Below are 17,136 nucleotides of genomic sequence, written 5' to 3' on the forward strand. Positions count from 1 at the left end.
ATCCGTGTCTGGGATGTCCAGGCCTGACGGCCCTACTCGACCAGGGCGAACTCCACCCGGCCCAGTTGCTCATCCGTGGAGACGACCTTCACGGTGATGGGCATGCCCACGGTGAAGGTCCGCGTCTTGCCCACCATGGACAGCTCGCGCGCGTCCGGGCGGTAGGGGCCGCCCGCGAGCCCTTCCGCCGGGACCATGCCCTCCACCCACATGCCATCCAGTTGCGTGACGAGGCCGAAGGGCTTCACGCGCACGATGCGCGCGGGGAACTGCTGCCCGATGCGGGTGGACATGAAGCGCGCCTCCAGCTCGTGGTGGCGGTCCACCTCCGCGCGGTTGGCGGAGCGGGCGCGCACGTTGATGTGCTGGGAGAGCTTCTCGATCTCCGGGTCCTCGTGCACGAAGTCGCGCCGGCCGTGGAGGTACGCCTTGATGAGCCGGTGCACGGCCAGGTCCGCGTACCGGCGGATGGGGGACGTGAAGTGCAGGTACAGCGGCGCCGCGAGCCCGAAGTGCGGGCCCGGCTTCACCGTGTAGCGGGACGGGCCCAGCGAGCGGCGCAGCACCGAGCGCAGCGCGGCCTCCGCCTTCGCTCCGGAGATCTGCCGGTCGAACGCGGCCAGGGCCAGCGGAGTGATGTGCGCGCCGAAGCCCGCCGCGAACCCCGAGTGCAGCGCGAACGCGTTCACGTCCGCCACGCGCTGCGGATCCGGCTGCTCATGCACGCGGTACACGGTGGGCACGCCACGGGTCATCATCCAGGTGGCGATGGCCTCGTTGGCCGCGACCATGAAGCGCTCGATCATGTTGTGCGCGGAGGTGTCCTTCTCCCCGGCGAGCCCGGACACGGCGCCCGTGGCCGTGTCGAAGGTGAAGCGCGCCTCGTCGCGGGACATGGCCATGCCGCCGCGAGCCCCGCGCGACACGGCGAGCCGCGCGGAGGCCAGGCGGAACCAGGGCATGGCGTCGCGCACGGGCTCCATGGCGGGGGAGATGGCGTTGTCATCGAGGAAGGCCGCGACCTCGTCGTAGTTCAGCCGTGCCCAGGAGCGGATGAGGCTTTCATAGACATCCGCGGAGGTGACGCGGCCGTCGGGGTCGATGCGCAATTCGACGGTGAGACAGTGGCGCTCCTCGTTGGGCACCAGGCTGAGCCAGTGCGCGGACAGCTCCTCCGGGAGCATGGGGAGCACGCGGCCGGCCAGGTAGACGCTGGTGGCGCGGGCGCGGGCCTCCAGGTCCAGGGGGGTGCCTTCCTTCACGGACTCGCTCACGTCCGCGATGGACACGAGCAGGCGCAGGGCACCGTCAGGGCCGGCGGGCAGCACGGAGATGGCGTCGTCGATGTCGCGGGTGGACGGCGCGTCCACGGTGACGGTGGGGATGGAGCGCAGGTCGCGCCGGGCGCCGCCCAGGGCGTGGGGGGTCTCCTTCGCGCGGAGGGCCTCCTGGACGACCTCCGCGGGGAAGTCCCGGTGGAGGCCGTGGCGGGCGATGACGCGCTCCAGGGAGCGGTCGGCGCCGGACTCCAGACGGTAGAGGAGGACGACCTTGCCGTCCGCGATGCGGGCGACGACGGCGTCGTTGTGCTGGACGGGGGTGGTGCCCGGGTCCAGGGGCCAGTCGGTGTTGGAGACCTCGCGGTCGATGCGCAGGAAGAAGGCGCCCTTGCGCGACACGACCTCGCCATAGACGGCGGTGCGGGTGCGCTCCACGAGCGACAGGCCGGACGCGGTCCACCGGTCCTCGCCAGAGGCGGTCACGGTGGCGGAGACGACGTCGCCCGCGAAGAAGGGGTTCAGCTCCGGGGGCGGGATGAAGGCGGACAGCACCTCCAGGGTGCCGGGCTTCTGCACGGTGAGGAAGCCGAAGCCACGGGGGTGCACGTCGACGCGGCCGGTGACGGTGCGCGGGGAGGCGGAGGTGTCCATGTCGGTGCCGTCGTAGCCCACCTCACGGGTAAGCGGGGAGATGTTGGAATGCATGTTGCGGCTACGACGACTGTCTGGGTGACATCCTGACCTGGATTGTCCGGGTGACTTGCGTTTGCGTCGGATATGCCCATGATTCTTGAGGATCCGCGCCAGGAGGAACCCATGACTTCACCCACCGCTGATGGTCTTCCGCCCCGGACGTCGGAGCCCGTCGCTGCTAGCGACGTGACGCTGGATCAGGTGCGGAAGCTCGCGCAGCTCATCACCCGGGAACTGAGCGACAAAGGCGGCGGACACCCGCTCTTCTCGCTGCTCGGCCCGAACCATGAATCCGTACCGTTGCCTACGGATGTGCTCGCGCTGATGCAGCAGTTGCTCGCCATCCTCGCGTCCGGGGACGCCGTCACCGTGGTCCCCGTCCACAAGGAGCTCACGACCCAGCAGGCCGCGAACCTGCTCAATGTCTCGCGGCAGTACCTGGTGCAGCTCCTCGACGAGGGCCGGATTCCCTTCCACCGCACAGGCACCCATCGTCGCGTCTACAGCAAGGACGTCCTCGAATACCGCGCACGGCAGAAGGCCGACCGCCGCTCCCAGCTCGACGCGATGATGCGCGAGAGCCAGGACGCCGGGGGCTATCCCGAACTCGACTGAAGAGCGCGAGGACGCCCTACCCCGTGATTCATGCTCCGTTTCCTGTCGTCCTCGATGCGAACGTCCTGATTCCCCTCACCGTCTGTGACACGTTGTTGAGCGCGGCGCATGAAGGGCTCATCCAGATTCACTGGACGGAGCTCATCCTCGAGGAGACGCGCCGCAACCTGGTCAAGGCCATCGGCCTTTCGGAAGAGAAGGCCGCACGGCGCGTCGCCGCCATGAAGGCTGCCTTTCCCGAGGCCATGGTGACGGGCCATGAGGGACTCATCGCCTCCATGACCAACTCGGAGAAGGATCGGCACGTCCTCGCCGCCGCGGTCCACGTGGGGGCCCAGACGCTCGTCACGAGCAACCTGCGGGACTTCGAGAAACAACACCTGCCCGCGACGCTCCAGGCGCAAGCACCCGACACCTTCCTTCAACACCTGCTGAGCCAGGCGCCCGACGTCGTGCTGGAGATGCTCCGGGCCCAGGCCGAAGCCCTGCGCAATCCCCCCATCTCCCTGATGAGGCTCGTGGACGGATTGGCGCGCAGCGTGCCGGGTTTCGCCCGCGAGGTGCGCGAGCTTCTGCCCCCTTCCCTCATCTGACTGCCCCATCGCTGGGCGTGCTCCGCTGTCCCTCGGTCCCGGAGGCGGCCCTTCGGGTAAACCCTGGCATCCGGTCAGAAACGGGGGTCCGGGCCTTTCGCGCCGGTGCCTGCCCCGGTGTAGAGTCGGACCCCTTCAATGGCTGGGACGACGCTGACGCTCACCCCGGACGGGTTCCGTGGCCGGGTGCTGGGCAAGTACGAGGTGCTCTGCCGCCTGTCGACAGGCGGGATGGCGGAGATTTTCCTCGCGGCCCAGAAGGGCCTGGCCGGCTTCCGCAAGATGGTGGTGCTGAAGCAGATCCTCCCCGACATCCGCGGCGAGGAGGAGTTCGTCCGGATGTTCCTGGACGAGGCCAAGGTCACGGCCGCGTTCAACCACCCGCACATCGCCCACGTGTACGACCTGGACGTGGCGGACGGTGAGCTGTTCCTCGCCATGGAGTTCGTCCCGGGCGCCACGCTGGTGGAGGTGGCCCGCGCGTGCCGCTCCGCCCACGAGCCCATCCCCATCGGCTTCAGCCTGATGTCCGTGCGCGACACGGCCGTGGCGCTCAACTACGCGCACAGCTTCACCGACCCGCTGGGCCGGCCCTCGCCCGTCGTCCACCGCGACGTCGCCGAGAAGAACATCATGGTGACGTACGAGGGCGTCACCAAGCTGCTCGACTTCGGCATCGCCAAGAGCCTGGCGCGCGCGGGCCGCACCGCCGTGGGCATGGTGAAGGGCACCAGCGGCTACATGTCCCCGGAACAGATCATGGGCGACCCGCTGGACGCCCGCAGCGACCTGTTCAGCCTGGGCGTGGTGCTGCACGAGTGCCTCACCGGCATGCGCCTCTTCTACGCCAAGAGCGCCGAGGCCATGATGAACGCCGTGCTGAGCGGCGACGTGCCTCCGCCCTCGCGCGTGAACAAGGAAGTGCCTCCGGAGTTGGACGCCATCGTCCTCAAGGCGCTCGCGAAGCGGCGCGAGGACCGCTACGGCACCACGCTGGAGTTCGCGCGCGCCATCGAGCGCGCCGTGGGGCAGCGCATCTGGCACCCCGAACAGAGCAGCGAATTGATGCTGCGCCTGTTCGCCGAGCGCCGCGACCAGACCCGCCTGCTGCTCATGGGCGCGCAGTCGACCGGCGACGGCACCTCCAGCGAGACGCAGGTGGCGCAGGTGATTGCCCGGGGCGGGGACGTCCCGGAGCCGGCCACGCTCCCGCCCGCGGGGGCGATGCCGCAGATCTCCTCCGCGCTGCCGCCTCGCGCGTCCGCGCCGGCCAAGGCTCCCGCTCCGGCGAAGGCGTCGCCGGCTCCCGCCGCCGGAGTGGGGGGCCGCCGCAACACGACGGAGGAGCTGGCGGTCCGCAAGCCCGCGGCGGTGTCTCCCTCGCGTCGGGTGTCGCCTCCGCCCACGAATGAGCTGTCCGCGCAGCCCGAGGATTCCGAACCGGGCGTGCGCACCCAGCCGGCCCTGCCTCCGGTGATGCTGGATTCATCGCTGCGCATCACGGCGCCCGTGACGGCGGCCCCCGGCTACGCCGAGGGGGAGACCATCCTCACGCCGCTGTCGCGCGTGGGCACCCAGCCTCCCGAGGACCCGAAGGCACGGCATGCGAAGGAGCCTCCGGCCTTCGTGCCGCCGTCCGACGAGCCGCGCGCCCGGGGTGGACGGGAGTCCGAGGAAGGCCGTGCCCGGTCCGGCCGGGATGGAGGCTCGGACGATGCGCGGCAGCGCTCCGCCAACGGCTCCGAGGATCCGCGTTCGCGCGCCGGACGTGATGCGGCCCATGGATCCGCAGAGGACTCGAGGCCCCGTCCGCCGCGTGAGGCCATCAACGCGTCACCCGAGGAGGCTCGACCCAGACCGCCGCGTGAGGCGTTCAGTCCATCCGGTGAGGATGCGAGGTCCCGCTCCGCGAGGGATGCCGCGAATGGGTCCGCTGAGGATTCCCGTCCCCGTCCTCCTCGCGATGGCGCGAACAGCTCCGCCGACGATGCACGCGCCCGGTCGGGTCGTGATGGCGTGAACGGATCCACCGACGACACACGTGCTCGGTCGGGTCGCGATGGCGCAAACGCATCCACCGACGACACACGTGCTCGGTCGGGTCGCGATGGTGTGAATGGATCCACCGACGACACACGTGCTCGGTCGGGTCGCGATGGCGCAAACGCATCCACCGACGACACACGTGTTCGGTCGGGCCGCGATGCCTCGAACGGATCCACCGACGACGCACGTGCCCGGTCGGGCCGCGATGGCGCGAACAGCTCCGACGCTGCACGTGCCCGCCCGGCTCGCGACGCATCGAACACCAGCGCCGAGGACTCCCGTCCCCGCCCTTCACGGTCCTCCACGCAGGACAGCCTCCGCGTCACCCAGCCCCACACCCCGCCGCAGGCCCTGCTGAACGACAGCGAGACGGCCATCTCCCGCGTGCCGTCCCTGCCCGCCGAAGAGGTCCCCGAGAAGACTCCCGCGGTCCGCCGCTCGCCGTCCTCTCACCGCAAGCAGTCCTCGCCTCCCTCCCGCTCCACCCCGGCGCGCGCCTCCAACCGCCCCACCGAACCGCACGACTTCCTCGCCGAGTCCCCCGCTCCCCGCCGCGGCAGGGGCGGACTCATCGCGGCCGGCATCGTGTTCCTCGCCATCGCGGGCCTCGGCACCACCGTCGCCCTGGGACTCGACGGCGGCCGCGTCTCCGCGCTGTGGAGCTCCGCGCCCTCCCGCAAGCCGGACACGAACTCATCCACAACTTCTCCACCGCCTCCTCCCCAGCCCGAGGCCCCGAAGCCCACCCCCACCGAACCCCCCGCGCCGGAACCCTCCACCGCGGTCGCCCAGGTCACGCCTCCCGCCGAACCCGCCGCGCCCACGGAAGAAACGACGCCCCCCGGCGACGACTCCTCCACCGACGACGCCCAGACGCCGAAGGCGAAGACGCGCACCCCCGTCCGCAAGCCGGCGGCCACCCCGGTCCGCGGCAAGCCCCGCACCGCCACGCCCGCCGACGACTCGGAAGCCGACCTCCCCGCCCCGGATGACAGCGCCACCGAAGCCGCCGCGCCCCAGGGCTTCCTCACCCTGGTCACCGAACCCTCCGCCCGCGTGTCCCTGGCCGGCCGCTCCCTGGGAGAAACCCCGCTCACCAAGGTCGCACTCCCGGTGGGCAGGCACACCCTGAAGCTCATGGACGGCACCGGCCGCCCCCTGAAGCTCCTCGTGGAGATCAAACCCGACGACATCACCTCCGTCCGGGTCCCCCTGGAGATGCTGGCCAATCCCTGACCCCGTCCGGCGCGCGGACCGGTCCGCGCGGCACCACGCAATCAACCGCCGGGGTCCTCCGTACCCGAGGCATTCCGCCGGGACGTGCTCCCACGTCCTCGCGCCTCGTCCGGAGCCGACCATGAGGATGTCCTCGCTGTCCCTGCTCGCCGCCTGCTGCCTCGCCACCACCGCCTGCACCGCCCACGCGGAGGACGCGGTGAAGTCCTCCCAGGGCTCCGGTGAGACGCGCCAGGTGGAGGACTTCCACGGCGTCTCCGTGGGGCACGGCATGCACGCCGAGGTGAAGGTGGGCCCCAAGTCCGTCCGCCTGGAGGGCTCTCCTGAAAACCTCGCCCGCATCAAGCTGGAGGTGGAGGACGGCATCCTCACCACGCGCGTGGAGCGCAAGGGCTGGAGCGGCCTCAACGGCAGGGTGAAGCTCATCGTGTCCTCGCCCCGCATCGACCACGTGGAGGCCAGCGGCGGCAGCCACATGAACGCGGACGTCACCGCGTCCGGCGAGCTCGACGCCGAGGCCAGCGGCGGCTCCGTCCTCACCGTGCGCGGCGTGGACGCCAAGAAGGTGGAGGCCGAGTCCAGCGGCGGCTCCGAAATCACCCTGACCGGCCGCGCGACCCAACTGGAGGCCGAGGCCAGCGGCGGCGCGCAGGTGCACGCCCAGAAGCTCCAGGGCGTCACCGACCTGAAGGTGGAGGCCAGCGGCGGCTCCATCGTGGAGGCCGATGCCCCCTCCAGCGTCTCCGGTGACGCCTCCGGCGGCAGCATCATCCGCCTGTCGAAGCGGCCCCAGAACACCAACGTGGACGTCAGCGGCGGCTCGCGCCTCGACGCCTCGAACTAGCCGCGGGACCGGGAAAGGTTAGCCGGGCCCCGGGGAGTTCCCGGGGCCCGGATAGGCCCCCCACGAAGCAAAAGAGGACGCCGCACACCGGACCTCCAAGGTCATCCGGGCGACCGTCCTACCTTCCACGTGACCGCCGGTCGCACCGCAGTGCCGCCGGACAGGCGCGTGGGCCCCATGGAACGCGCTCGAGTGACCGAACGCTTCGCAGTCCCCAAGATATCGGGACTCCGTCCCAATCCCAAACACCCAGCGTCGCTTTCGCCGCAGGACTCGCAGGGGAACCCGCCTCCCACCGCGCCTGCCGTCCCCAACGGACTGTAAAAAAGAAGGCACCGCTTTCACACGGTGCGTCGTTGAGACGCGGCAGGTCGGGTCCATCCAGCGATGATGGAAAAGTCCGGACGTGCGGGACTCCGCGAGCACCCGGTTCAGCGGGCCGGGGGGAGGCGGTCCGCGTTCTGACGCTCCACCATCCAGCCCGGGTACTCGGGGGGCAGCTTGGAGACGGCGTCCAGCTTCGCGAGCTGCTCCGAGCCGAGGCGCAGCTCGGACGCGGCCAGGTTGTCCTCCAGTTGGGCCTGCGTCTTCGCGCCGAGGATGACGGTGGTGACGTGCGGCTGGTGCAGCAGCCACGCGAGCGCCACGCGCGCCACGCTGGTGCCCGTCTCCTTCGCGACCTCATCCATCACGTCGATGGCGTTGTACGCGCGCTCGCGGTCCACGGGCGGGAAGTCGAAGGTGGTGCGGCGGGCGCCCTCGGGGCCACCGGCGCCGCGGCGGTATTTGCCGGAGAGGAAGCCGCCCGCGAGCGGGCTCCACACCATCAGGCCCACCTGCTGGTCCTTCATCAGCGGCACCAGCTCGCGCTCCAGGTCGCGGCCGGCGATGGAGTAGTAGGCCTGGAGCGATTCGAAGCGGGACAGGCCGCGGTGGTCGCTGATGCCCAGCGCCTTCATCAACTGCCACGCGGCCAGGTTGGACGCGCCCAGGTAGCGCACCTTGCCCTGGCGCACGAGGTCGTCCAGCGCGCGCAGCGTCTCCTCCAGCGGCGTGGCCACGTCGTAGCCGTGGATCTGCAGGAGGTCGATGTGGTCCGTGCCCAGGCGCTTGAGGCTCGCGTGCACGGAGTCGAAGATGTGGTAGCGGGACAGGCCGGTCTCGTTCTGGCCCGGGCCCATGCGGCCGCGCACCTTGGTGGCCAGCACCACCTGCGAGCGCTTCTGCGCCAACGCCTTGCCGAGCAGCTCCTCCGACTGCCCGTTCGAATACACGTTCGCGGTGTCGAAGAAGTTGATGCCCGCGTCCAGGCACCGGCCCACCAGCGCGTCCGCCTCCGCCTGGCCCTGCTGCCCGATGTTCTTCCAGATGCCCTCGCCGCCGAAGGTCATCGCGCCGAAACACAGTTCAGAGACAAACAGGCCGGTGCGGCCCAGCGGACGGTAGTGCATGTGCGTGTCACCTTGGGTGGAAGTGAAGGCGGCCCCTCTTAACGTCCGGTGCATGGCCCCGCAGCAGGAAGGCACGCGGTGACGGACGCGCGCCGCTTCGTGGGCTGGGACCTGACGGACCCCTTCGCCCGTTCGCCCCGCCCCGTGGACGAGGCCGTCGTGGATGGTGACGGCCGCGTGAGCTTCTCCCAGCGCGTGTGGCCCGTGACGCTGGATCCGGAGGCGCTCGCGGAGGCCTTCTCCATCAGGCCCGGTGACGTGGTGGTGGTGGACGGGCCGCAGGCGCTGGCCAACCCCGGCGCGAAGGTGCGGGACGCGGAAGCGCGGCTGCGCGCCCCGGGCCGCACCCCGGACGTGCTGCCCCTGCCCGGTGCGCCCTTCGCGGGCTTCGTGCGCGGCAGCGTGCTGCTGTTCGCCGCGCTGCGGGCCCACGCCCGGGTGCCGATGCTGGACCTGGACACGCCGTCGCTGTCACACGCGCGCCTGTTCGAGGCCTTCCCCGGCGCCACCTGGCGCGCGCTGGCTGTGGAGAAGTTGGGGGCAAAGTCCACGCCGGAGGGACGCGCCCGGAGACAGGCCCTGCTGGAGGCGTCCGGACTGCGCTTCGAGGACGCGCGGACGTGCACGCACGACCAGCTGGATGCCGCGCTCTGCGCGTGGCTGGGATGGCTCACGCGCACGCGGCCCGGGCACGTCTTCGCGGTGGGCCTGCCCCTCGCGCAGGACACGGATGGAACCTTGCGCGAGGGGCGAATCCTGGACGTGAAGCGCGGTGTCCGGACCGCGCCATGACGCTCAGGGCAACAGGGCCGGCCACCAGCGGTAGGCGCAGGTCTTGATGGACACGTCGGACTCCGGGGGGCGCTCGCTGACGACGGGGAAGGTCTCGATGACGGTGCCGTCGGGGCCCCGGCTCAGGGTACCGCAGAAGTTCGGGGCCTCGGGGTACAGCGGGGGGAAGCGCGTCGTGCCGCAGGACTTGCCCGAGGGCGTGAGGAACTCCGCCGCGTTCTGGCAGGCGGACGTGCGGCGCCACCGGATGTAGCCCTTGCCGCTCTCCAGGCGCGACAGCGTCACCGTCTCCGCTGGATCGCTCTGGAGCCAGGCGGGGCCCGGGCGGCCCTGGGGTTCCAGGGGCGCGAAGGCCGTCCACGTCTTCGGCGTATCCCGGTTCGAGGTGCCCAGGAACAGGCCCTCCGTCGCCTGCGGAACGAGCTCATAGAAGGCGAACCAGCCGATGGGCGCCTGCGCGAGCGCGAGGAACGGGTTGCCCGGCTGTCCCGAGGCGTCCACCCAGAGGCCCTGGGCTTGCGTCGTCCCCCCGACGTCGTAGCCCTCCGCCACGATGATCAGGGTGTTGCCGCGGGCATCCACCCCCATCGCCCGCACGTATCCCCTCATCGGGGTGGAGGCGCTCCAGAGGAGCTCGCCGGTCGGGCCGTAGGCCTTGAGGGTCCCGTCATCCAGGAGGCCTCGCGCGCCGCCGTTGGGGTCCGCCGCCGCACTCACGAAGTAGCCGTCCTGATCGAGCGGATGGTGGGTGACCTCACCGGTGCGGCTGTCCAGGTACGTGACCGAGTCGTGGTAGGCGCTGTTGAAGTTCAGGAAGCCCCGGGGCTGACCGAACGCCAGGAAACGGTCGGTCGGCAGGAAGACGCCGCGGGACTCGAGTGACGCGGGCGACCCCTCTCCCCAGAACCACATGTGGAGGTTCATGGCGTAGCTCTGGTCGGTGCTGAAGTGGGAGAAGACGACGCTGCCCACGCCGTCCGAAGCCGACGGACCGCACTGCATGTACTTGTCTCCGGACCTCGAATGCTCCCTCCATTGCGCGGGCGCCTCCGGCATGACCGGCGGCATCGCGGCGCACTCCGGGTCGAGAGGAGGGGGCGCCTCGGGCAGCGGTCCCGCGTCGACCGTGCCCGCATCAGGGCTCCCCGCGTCGACCGTGCCCGGGTCCACGCTTCCACCGTCCAGCCCGGGCTCCGGCGCCGGGTCCTCCGTCGCGGTGCCTCCTCCGTTCGAAGGCCCATCCCCGGCCTCGTCCGGCTGCACGAAGGGCGCTTCCACACCGCCTCCGGAAACCGCCCCTCCGCAACCCGCACCCAACGCACCGATGAGGATTCCCACCGGGATGGACCACCGCCCCCTGCGCACCGCCATACCGTCACTCCGTTCCACTCGGGCCACCTGCACTGCAAGTGCAGGTGGAGACGCATCCGGTGGAACGCCAGGGCGGGATCCCTTCTGACTTTGGGAATGTCAGGTGTTGAAAGTCTTTGGGCGTGACCTGTCCTGATTCAATTCCTTTCAGCGCCCGCGCACCGGGTCCTCGTGATGGTCATGCCCTGGCCCGCCGAACGTCCCGGGCCAGGGTTCCTCCGCGGGCTTCAGGCCGGGGACCGGAAAGCGCCGGAAGCGCGCCTGGCTGTAGGCATACGGCGGATCGCAATCGCCGCAGGACGTGGCCCCGTCCATCATCACCACGCTGTCCGGCCCCAGCTCCAGGAACTGCGCGGGCGTGGACGCGTTCGACACCGGGCACTGGAACACCTCGGCGCCGTCCTTCGCGCTCACCGCGAACAGCACCGGCCCCGCCGCGCTCATGCCCGTGCCCAGCACCACCGTCTCCGGCGGCTGGCCCGGCCAGGTCTCCCAGCTCGCCAGCCGCGCCTCCGGCGCCACCGGCCCTGGCCACCCCTGGAACCCGTGCGTCCAGGACGGCGTGAGCTCCGGCAACGCGTAGCCCTCCAGCGTCCACCCGCCCGCGGCGTCCTCGGAGGCCGAGGGGATGACGTGCGAGGACGTCGCCAGCGCGCGGCCCAGCCCCTGGGGGAAGGACCGTGAACCCACCGCCTGCCCGTCCTGCGTGCGCAGCGCCTGGGTGGAGCGCTCGTTGAGCAGCAGCCCGTTCACGATGGCCAGCTCCCCCGCGGCGAAGGCCTCCGTCTTGCGCCAGCGCGGCACCCCGTCCTGCGAGAACGCCATCAACAACGTCGGCGCTCCCGGGTACAGCGGCGCCCCCACGTTCTGCGTGGGGCCGAACGCCACGTACAAATCCCCCGCCGCGTCGGACGCGACGCCATACGGATGCGGGTGGTTGCACTCCGCGAGCAGCGGGTCCCGCAGCGCCTGCGCGGACACCATGCCGCCAAAGGCATCCAACACCACCAGGAAGTACTGCCGGCACAGCGTGTCGCGCGACGTGCCCGCCGGGTACGCCTCGAAGAGGGCCGCCAGCCGGTCCGGCTGCATCACCCCCAGCCGCGCCATGAACACCGTCGTCAGCCCCTGCGTGAAGTCCGGCCGCGCCGTCGCCAGGTCGAACGTCCACCGCGGCGAACCCGTCACCCGGTCCAGCAGCGACACCTGCCCGGACAGCGGCAGGTCCATGCACAACAGCCGGTCGTTCCACAGCATGCACCGGCGCCCGGACGTGCTCGCGCGCACCGGCACCGGGCCCGCCGCGTCCAGCAGCGCGGGCACGAAGAAGCCCACCAGCGTCACGTCCCCCGTGGGCCCCACCAGCAGGTCGTGCAGCGACTCCCCGTTGGAGGCCGCGTCGTAGGTCCAGTCCGGCGCCAGCGCCGTGGCGGCGGGGCGCTCGCAGACGGAGCCCCTGCACCTCCCCGGCCCCTGGCAGGGGCTGGACGGCGCGCAGGTGAAGTTGTCCGGCGGGTCGCGGCGCTGGCACGCCCCGTCCAGGCACACGTCCGCCGCGTCACAGCCGCGCTCCGGGCCGCAGAACGTCCCGTCCGGCGCCTTCGCCAGCGTGCACCCCACCTTCGGGTCGCACGCGCCCACCTGGCACTTCCCGTCCCCCGGACACGGCGGCGCCGGCACCGACGTGCAGCCGTCCAGCGGGCTGCACACGTCCGTGGTGCACGCGTCGCCGTCGTCGCAGACGCGCTCCGTCCCCCTGCACCGCCCGGCCGTGCACGTGGCGCCCTGGATGCACGCGTTGCCCGGGTCGCACGCGGTGCCGTCCGGCTCCTGCGTCTCCACACACTGCTCCGTCGCCACGTCGAACGTGGAGGTGTGGCAGGCCACCGGCGTGGGGCAGTCCGGGTACGGGTTCGCCTCCCCGCGCAGCTCCACCCGCACCTCGCCGCCCCCCGGCGCCCGGCCCACCAGCGTGGCCGTCAGCACGCCCGTGGCCTCCGGCCGGTAGGACAGCCGGACCGGGACCTCCCCCGGCCCCATCCGCGTGGGCAGCCCGTCCGCCGAGAAGGGGGCGGCCAGCGCCGTCCACTCCACGTCCAGCGTCGTCCGGCCCGCGTTCACCACCCGGAGCTCCACCCCGCGCTCCACCCCGGGGTAGCTGGCCGGGAACGCCACGGCCTCCTGGGAGACCCGTAGGAGGCTCCGGGCGCCCGTCAGCGGGGGCTCGTCCCGGCAGGCGCTTCCGAAGGCCACCAGGGCCGCCAGGGCCATTGCCAGGGCCGTCCGGCCCCCACTGCCCACCGTCCGCGTGCGCGCCATCGACCCCTCCGTCCCCTGCCTTTACACCCCTCTCCATCCCCGTGTCCCACGGCACCCCACCCCCCGGGGCTTCAGGATTGGGCACTTCCCTGCCTGAGTTTTTTTCAGCCCCCAGGGCCCTGGGTCCTTCCAACCCCCCGGAACGACAGGCCTGTCGCAGGGTATGGTTCTAGCAACGGGCGCGGGGATGACCCTGGCTGGCCCGCCACACGACTCTCCGGGATTGCAGGCATTCACGGTGCTCATCGCCCGGGGCGTGCAGTCCACGGTGAACGGGCTGTCGGCGGAGGTCCGGCGGGCGGTGCTGGCCGAGCTGTTCCGCATGGGCGCTCGCGCCTGCGAGGCCCACTCGGGGCAGGCCGCCTGTCCTCCCTACACCCTGCGCCTGGACGTGGCGGACTGCCGGATGCACGTGGAGCTGGACCCGACGCGCACCCGGCTGTCGCTGACAGGCCTCACCCGGCCCCGGCCGCACTAGAGGCCCGGGTGAGCGAGCGGTGGACGTATGGGCAGATGCTGCCCCGGCGCGCGGGCTACGAGGAGAGCTGGGAGCTCACCTACCGCGTGGAGCAGCTCCGGGAGCTGGTGGGCCAGGAGCTGCACCTGGACCCGGCGCTCGCGGAGGAGCTGGACGACACCCTGGCCCGCCTGGTCCAGCGCAACCAGCGCCTGCGGGGCCTGCAGCGCATGATGGCCGCGGACCGGGAGCCGGAGGACCTGGTCATGCACCGCGCCGCGCTGGAGGACCTGGACCGGCAACTGCTCCAGGAGCTGCCCGGCCTGCTGGAGCGGCTTCGCGCCACGCTCCTGTAGCAGCGTGTCCCCTGGCCGGATGCCTGTCGGTCTCCGACTTGTGCACGGGCCCCGCTTCTTTTCACCAGTCTAATTGGAGTGTTGATCAACTGGTGGAAGCAGTAGGGGAAGCCGAGTTGGGGACAAGTCAGCAAGCTTCCGGATTCATTCACGAATCGGCGATCTGCTACATGTGGGCAAGTTGCCGGTTTCCCCCGGGCATCCACAGGCGGGCCCTTGAGCCCCCGGTTGTCCACAGGGCCGCCCACACCATCCACAGGTGATCCACAGGGATCAGGGGGGCGTGACACCGGCAAGGAAGGACCCCGGATGCAACAGCCCTGTTATGGTCCGGCCCTGCTTTCTTCACGACGCGGGCGCCATTTTCCCAAGGCGCTGGAGGATGAGCTCATCGACTTCCATCGGGGCGAGCGCATCGGGAAGTACGAGGTGCTCACGCAGTTGACCGTGGGCGGCATGGCGGAGCTGTTCCTGGGCTACACGTCGGGCCCGGGCGGCTTCCGCAAGTACGTGGTCATCAAGCGCATCCTCCCGGACGCGCGCTCCAATGATCAGTTCGTCCGCATGTTCCTGGACGAGGCGCGCATCACCGCGGCCTTCAACCACCCGAACATCGCGCAGGTGTTCGACCTGGGGGAGGAGGACGACGGGCTCTACCTGGCCATGGAGTTCATCGGCGGGCAGAACCTCAACCAGGTCACGAGCGCGTGCCTGAAGAAGCGCCAGCCGGTGCCGCTGGCCTTCACCCTGTCCGTGGCCCGCGACGTGTGCCTGGCGCTGCACTACGCGCACACCTTCACGACCCCCGGCGGCGAGGCGAGCCCCGTCATCCACCGCGACGTGGCGCAGAAGAACATCATGGTGACGTACGACGGCACCGTGAAGCTGCTCGACTTCGGCATCGCCAAGGCGAAGAACAGCCTGGAGCGCACCAGCGTGGGCACGGTGAAGGGCACCACCGGCTACATGTCCCCGGAGCAGGTGCGCGGCGATCCGCTGGACGGCAGGAGCGACCTGTTCTCCGTGGGCGTGGTGATGCACGAGCTCATCACCGGCGAGCGGCTCTTCGCGGGCAAGACCGAGCGCGACGAGATGGTGAAGATCCTCGAGGACGCCATCCCGTGGCCGTCCGTGCTGCTGCCGCACATCTCCGAGGACATCTCCCGCGTGGTGATGCGCGCGCTGGAGCGCAACGTGGACCGCCGCTACCCGTCCGGGCGGGACATGGCGCGCGCCATCGAGAAGGCGGCCGGCGGCAAGCTGATGGACGCCGAGCAGCGCGCCGCCCTCATGAAGGGCCTGTTCGCGGAGCGCATGGCGGCCACGCGGTCCCTGCTGGAGAGCGCGGACGTCACCACGAGCAGCCAGGTGCTGGCGTCGGCGAAGCGCGCGCTCCAGAAGGATGACGGCCCCTACCTGCCGGAGCGCAAGGCCACCGCGCTCAGCGTCGTGGAGGCGCGCAAGAAGGCGGAGATCGCGAAGCTTCGCGCGGAGAGCCCCGGCAGCGACGAGACCGCGCCCCCGGTGAAGCGCTCGAAGCTGGGCGCGGTGTGGGCGCTCCTGTCGCTGTCGCTGTTCCTGGGCCTGGCCTACGGCGCGTTCCGGCTCACCCAACTGCTGGAGGCCGAGGAGACGGCACCCCCTCCCCCGCCCATGGGCCTGGGCGCGATGGTCCCCATCCGTCCGCCCGACGCCCCCGCGCCCGACGCGGACGCGGCCGTCGCGGACAAGGACAAGGACCGCGAGCGGACGCCGAAGGACCGGGACAACGACCGGGACGAGTCCACCGCCAACCGGAGCAGCCGCAAGGGCAAGGGCAAGGGCGAGGTGACGCTCTTCCTGGACGAGCCCGCGGAGGTCTTCCTCAACAACAAGTCCCTGGGGCAGGCGCCGCTGGTGAAGAAGTCCCTGCCGGTGGGGCAGGCGGAGCTGATCCTGGTGGGCGAGGACAAGAAGCGCCGCGTGCTCGCCGTGCCGGTGGAGGCGGGCAAGCCCGTGCGCCTCAACCTCAAGCTGAGGGAGCTGCCGGGCCGCTAGGGCCCTGTCCGTTCCGGCGTGGACGGACCTGCGCGAAGGAGCGGCACGGGCGGAGGGCGTCCGCTATCTTCCGCCCCCACATGGCCCTCTCCCTAGGCTTCCTGATGGACCCGCTCGAGAGCGTGCGGGTGGACCACGACACGACGTTCTCGCTGATGCTGGAAGCCCAGCGGCGGGGGCACGACGTCTACTACTTCGAACAGGGCTGGCTGCGCTTCAACGGCCGGTGCTCGGAGGCGCGCATGCGCCGGGTCCGGGTGCGGCGGGAGCCAGGGCAGCACTTCGACGTGCTGGACGAGGACGTGCGGCCCCTGTCGAAGCTGGACGTGCTCTTCCTGCGCAAGGACCCGCCGGTGGACGCGGACTATCTGCACGCCACGCAGTTGGTGGAGCTGTGTCCGGACCGCGCGCCCATCTTCATCAACAACCCGTCCGGCATCCGCGACGCGAACGAGAAGCTCTTCACGCTGAACTTCCCGGACCTGATGCCGGAGACGCGCGTGACGCGCGAGCTGTCCGTGGTGCTGGAGTTCGCGGCGAAGAACGCGCAGGGCACCATCCTGAAGCCCATTGATGGCTTCGGCGGCAAGGGCATCCTCTTCCTCGCGCCGGGGGACCGCAACGCGCGCTCCATGGTGGAGCTGCTCACGCAGGGCTTCAAGGAGCCCATCCTCGCGCAGGCGTACGTGCCGGAGAGCCGCCTGGGCGACAAGCGCATCATCCTGGTGGACGGAGACCCGGTGGGCGCGGTGCTGCGCGTGCCGTCGGACGCGGACCACCGGGGCAACATGGCCGCGGGCGGCACGCCCATGAAGGCGGACATCACCGAGCGCGACCTCTACATCTGCAAGCGCCTCAAGCCGTCGCTCCAGGAGAAGGGGCTGACGCTGGTGGGCATCGACGTGCTGGGCGACTACCTCACGGAGGTGAACGTCACCAGCCCCACGGGCCTGGTGGAGGCCAGCCACCTGGACGGCGTCTCCTGCGAGGCGCGCGTGCTGGACGTGGCCGAGCGGATGCACGGCGCGCGCTGAACGTGGCCGCTC

Annotated in this window: 13 protein-coding genes; 9 read left to right on the forward strand and 4 right to left on the reverse strand. The window is 71.0% G+C overall.

Translation table 11 applies throughout. The annotated features are described in order from the left end of the window. Positions 1-32: 32 nt before the first annotated feature. Complete coding sequence (locus K8612_RS28775; RefSeq protein WP_223764667.1) at positions 33-1,931, reverse strand: ribonuclease R family protein; 1,899 nt, start codon at positions 1,929-1,931, stop codon at positions 33-35. 165 nt (positions 1,932-2,096) lie between these two features. Here K8612_RS28775 and K8612_RS28780 point away from each other — a divergent pair, with 165 nt between their 5' ends. The 4 genes from K8612_RS28780 to K8612_RS28800 all read left to right on the forward strand — a co-directional run bounded on the left by K8612_RS28780 (position 2,097) and on the right by K8612_RS28800 (position 7,307). Beyond that, positions 2,097-2,588 (forward strand): helix-turn-helix domain-containing protein, encoded by a 492-nt coding sequence (locus tag K8612_RS28780; RefSeq protein WP_223764618.1) that lies wholly within the window; start codon positions 2,097-2,099, stop codon positions 2,586-2,588. A gap of 23 nt (positions 2,589-2,611) precedes the next feature. Beyond that, positions 2,612-3,181, forward strand: a complete 570-nt coding sequence (locus K8612_RS28785; protein ID WP_223764619.1) for a PIN domain-containing protein — start codon at positions 2,612-2,614, stop codon at positions 3,179-3,181. Between the two features lie 138 nt (positions 3,182-3,319). After that, the gene (locus K8612_RS39020) at positions 3,320-6,463 is read left to right on the forward strand and encodes a protein kinase (protein ID WP_255672329.1); all 3,144 of its coding nucleotides are present in this window, start codon (positions 3,320-3,322) and stop codon (positions 6,461-6,463) included. A 121-nt stretch (positions 6,464-6,584) separates the two neighbouring features. After that, positions 6,585-7,307 carry a head GIN domain-containing protein gene (locus K8612_RS28800; protein WP_223764621.1) on the forward strand — a complete coding sequence of 241 codons (723 nt, stop codon included), beginning with the start codon at positions 6,585-6,587 and terminating at the stop codon, positions 7,305-7,307. Between the two features lie 431 nt (positions 7,308-7,738). Here the strand turns inward: K8612_RS28800 and K8612_RS28805 are convergent, their stop codons facing one another. Further along, positions 7,739-8,758: an aldo/keto reductase gene (locus K8612_RS28805; RefSeq protein ID WP_223764622.1), complete on the reverse strand. Its 1,020-nt coding sequence runs from the start codon at positions 8,756-8,758 to the stop codon at positions 7,739-7,741. 78 nt (positions 8,759-8,836) lie between these two features. Here K8612_RS28805 and K8612_RS28810 point away from each other — a divergent pair, with 78 nt between their 5' ends. Beyond that, a complete protein-coding gene (locus K8612_RS28810) occupies positions 8,837-9,550 on the forward strand; it encodes a DUF429 domain-containing protein (protein ID WP_223764623.1) in 714 nt (237 codons plus the stop codon). A 3-nt stretch (positions 9,551-9,553) separates the two neighbouring features. Here K8612_RS28810 and K8612_RS28815 read toward each other — a convergent pair whose 3' ends face one another. Continuing rightward, positions 9,554-10,828 carry a hypothetical protein gene (locus tag K8612_RS28815; RefSeq protein ID WP_223764624.1) on the reverse strand — a complete coding sequence of 425 codons (1,275 nt, stop codon included), beginning with the start codon at positions 10,826-10,828 and terminating at the stop codon, positions 9,554-9,556. Positions 10,829-11,068: 240 nt separating this feature from the next. After that, positions 11,069-13,240, reverse strand: a complete 2,172-nt coding sequence (locus K8612_RS28820; protein ID WP_223764625.1) for a tenascin-X — start codon at positions 13,238-13,240, stop codon at positions 11,069-11,071. Positions 13,241-13,463: 223 nt separating this feature from the next. Here K8612_RS28820 and K8612_RS28825 point away from each other — a divergent pair, with 223 nt between their 5' ends. The 4 genes from K8612_RS28825 to gshB all read left to right on the forward strand — a co-directional run bounded on the left by K8612_RS28825 (position 13,464) and on the right by gshB (position 17,124). Then, a complete protein-coding gene (locus K8612_RS28825) occupies positions 13,464-13,718 on the forward strand; it encodes a hypothetical protein (protein ID WP_223744397.1) in 255 nt (84 codons plus the stop codon). An 8-nt stretch (positions 13,719-13,726) separates the two neighbouring features. After that, entirely contained in the window at positions 13,727-14,053 is a 327-nt protein-coding gene (locus K8612_RS28830) for a hypothetical protein (RefSeq protein ID WP_223764626.1), read from the forward strand. A 309-nt stretch (positions 14,054-14,362) separates the two neighbouring features. Further along, positions 14,363-16,090, forward strand: coding sequence for a serine/threonine-protein kinase (locus K8612_RS28835; RefSeq protein WP_223764627.1), 1,728 nt, complete (start codon positions 14,363-14,365; stop codon positions 16,088-16,090). A gap of 80 nt (positions 16,091-16,170) precedes the next feature. Beyond that, positions 16,171-17,124 carry a glutathione synthase gene (gene gshB / locus K8612_RS28840; protein ID WP_223764628.1) on the forward strand — a complete coding sequence of 318 codons (954 nt, stop codon included), beginning with the start codon at positions 16,171-16,173 and terminating at the stop codon, positions 17,122-17,124. The last annotated feature ends 12 nt before the right edge of the window (positions 17,125-17,136 follow it).

Origin of the sequence: Corallococcus sp. AS-1-6, from assembly GCF_020037015.1 — a bacterium.
GTDB lineage: Bacteria > Myxococcota > Myxococcia > Myxococcales > Myxococcaceae > Corallococcus.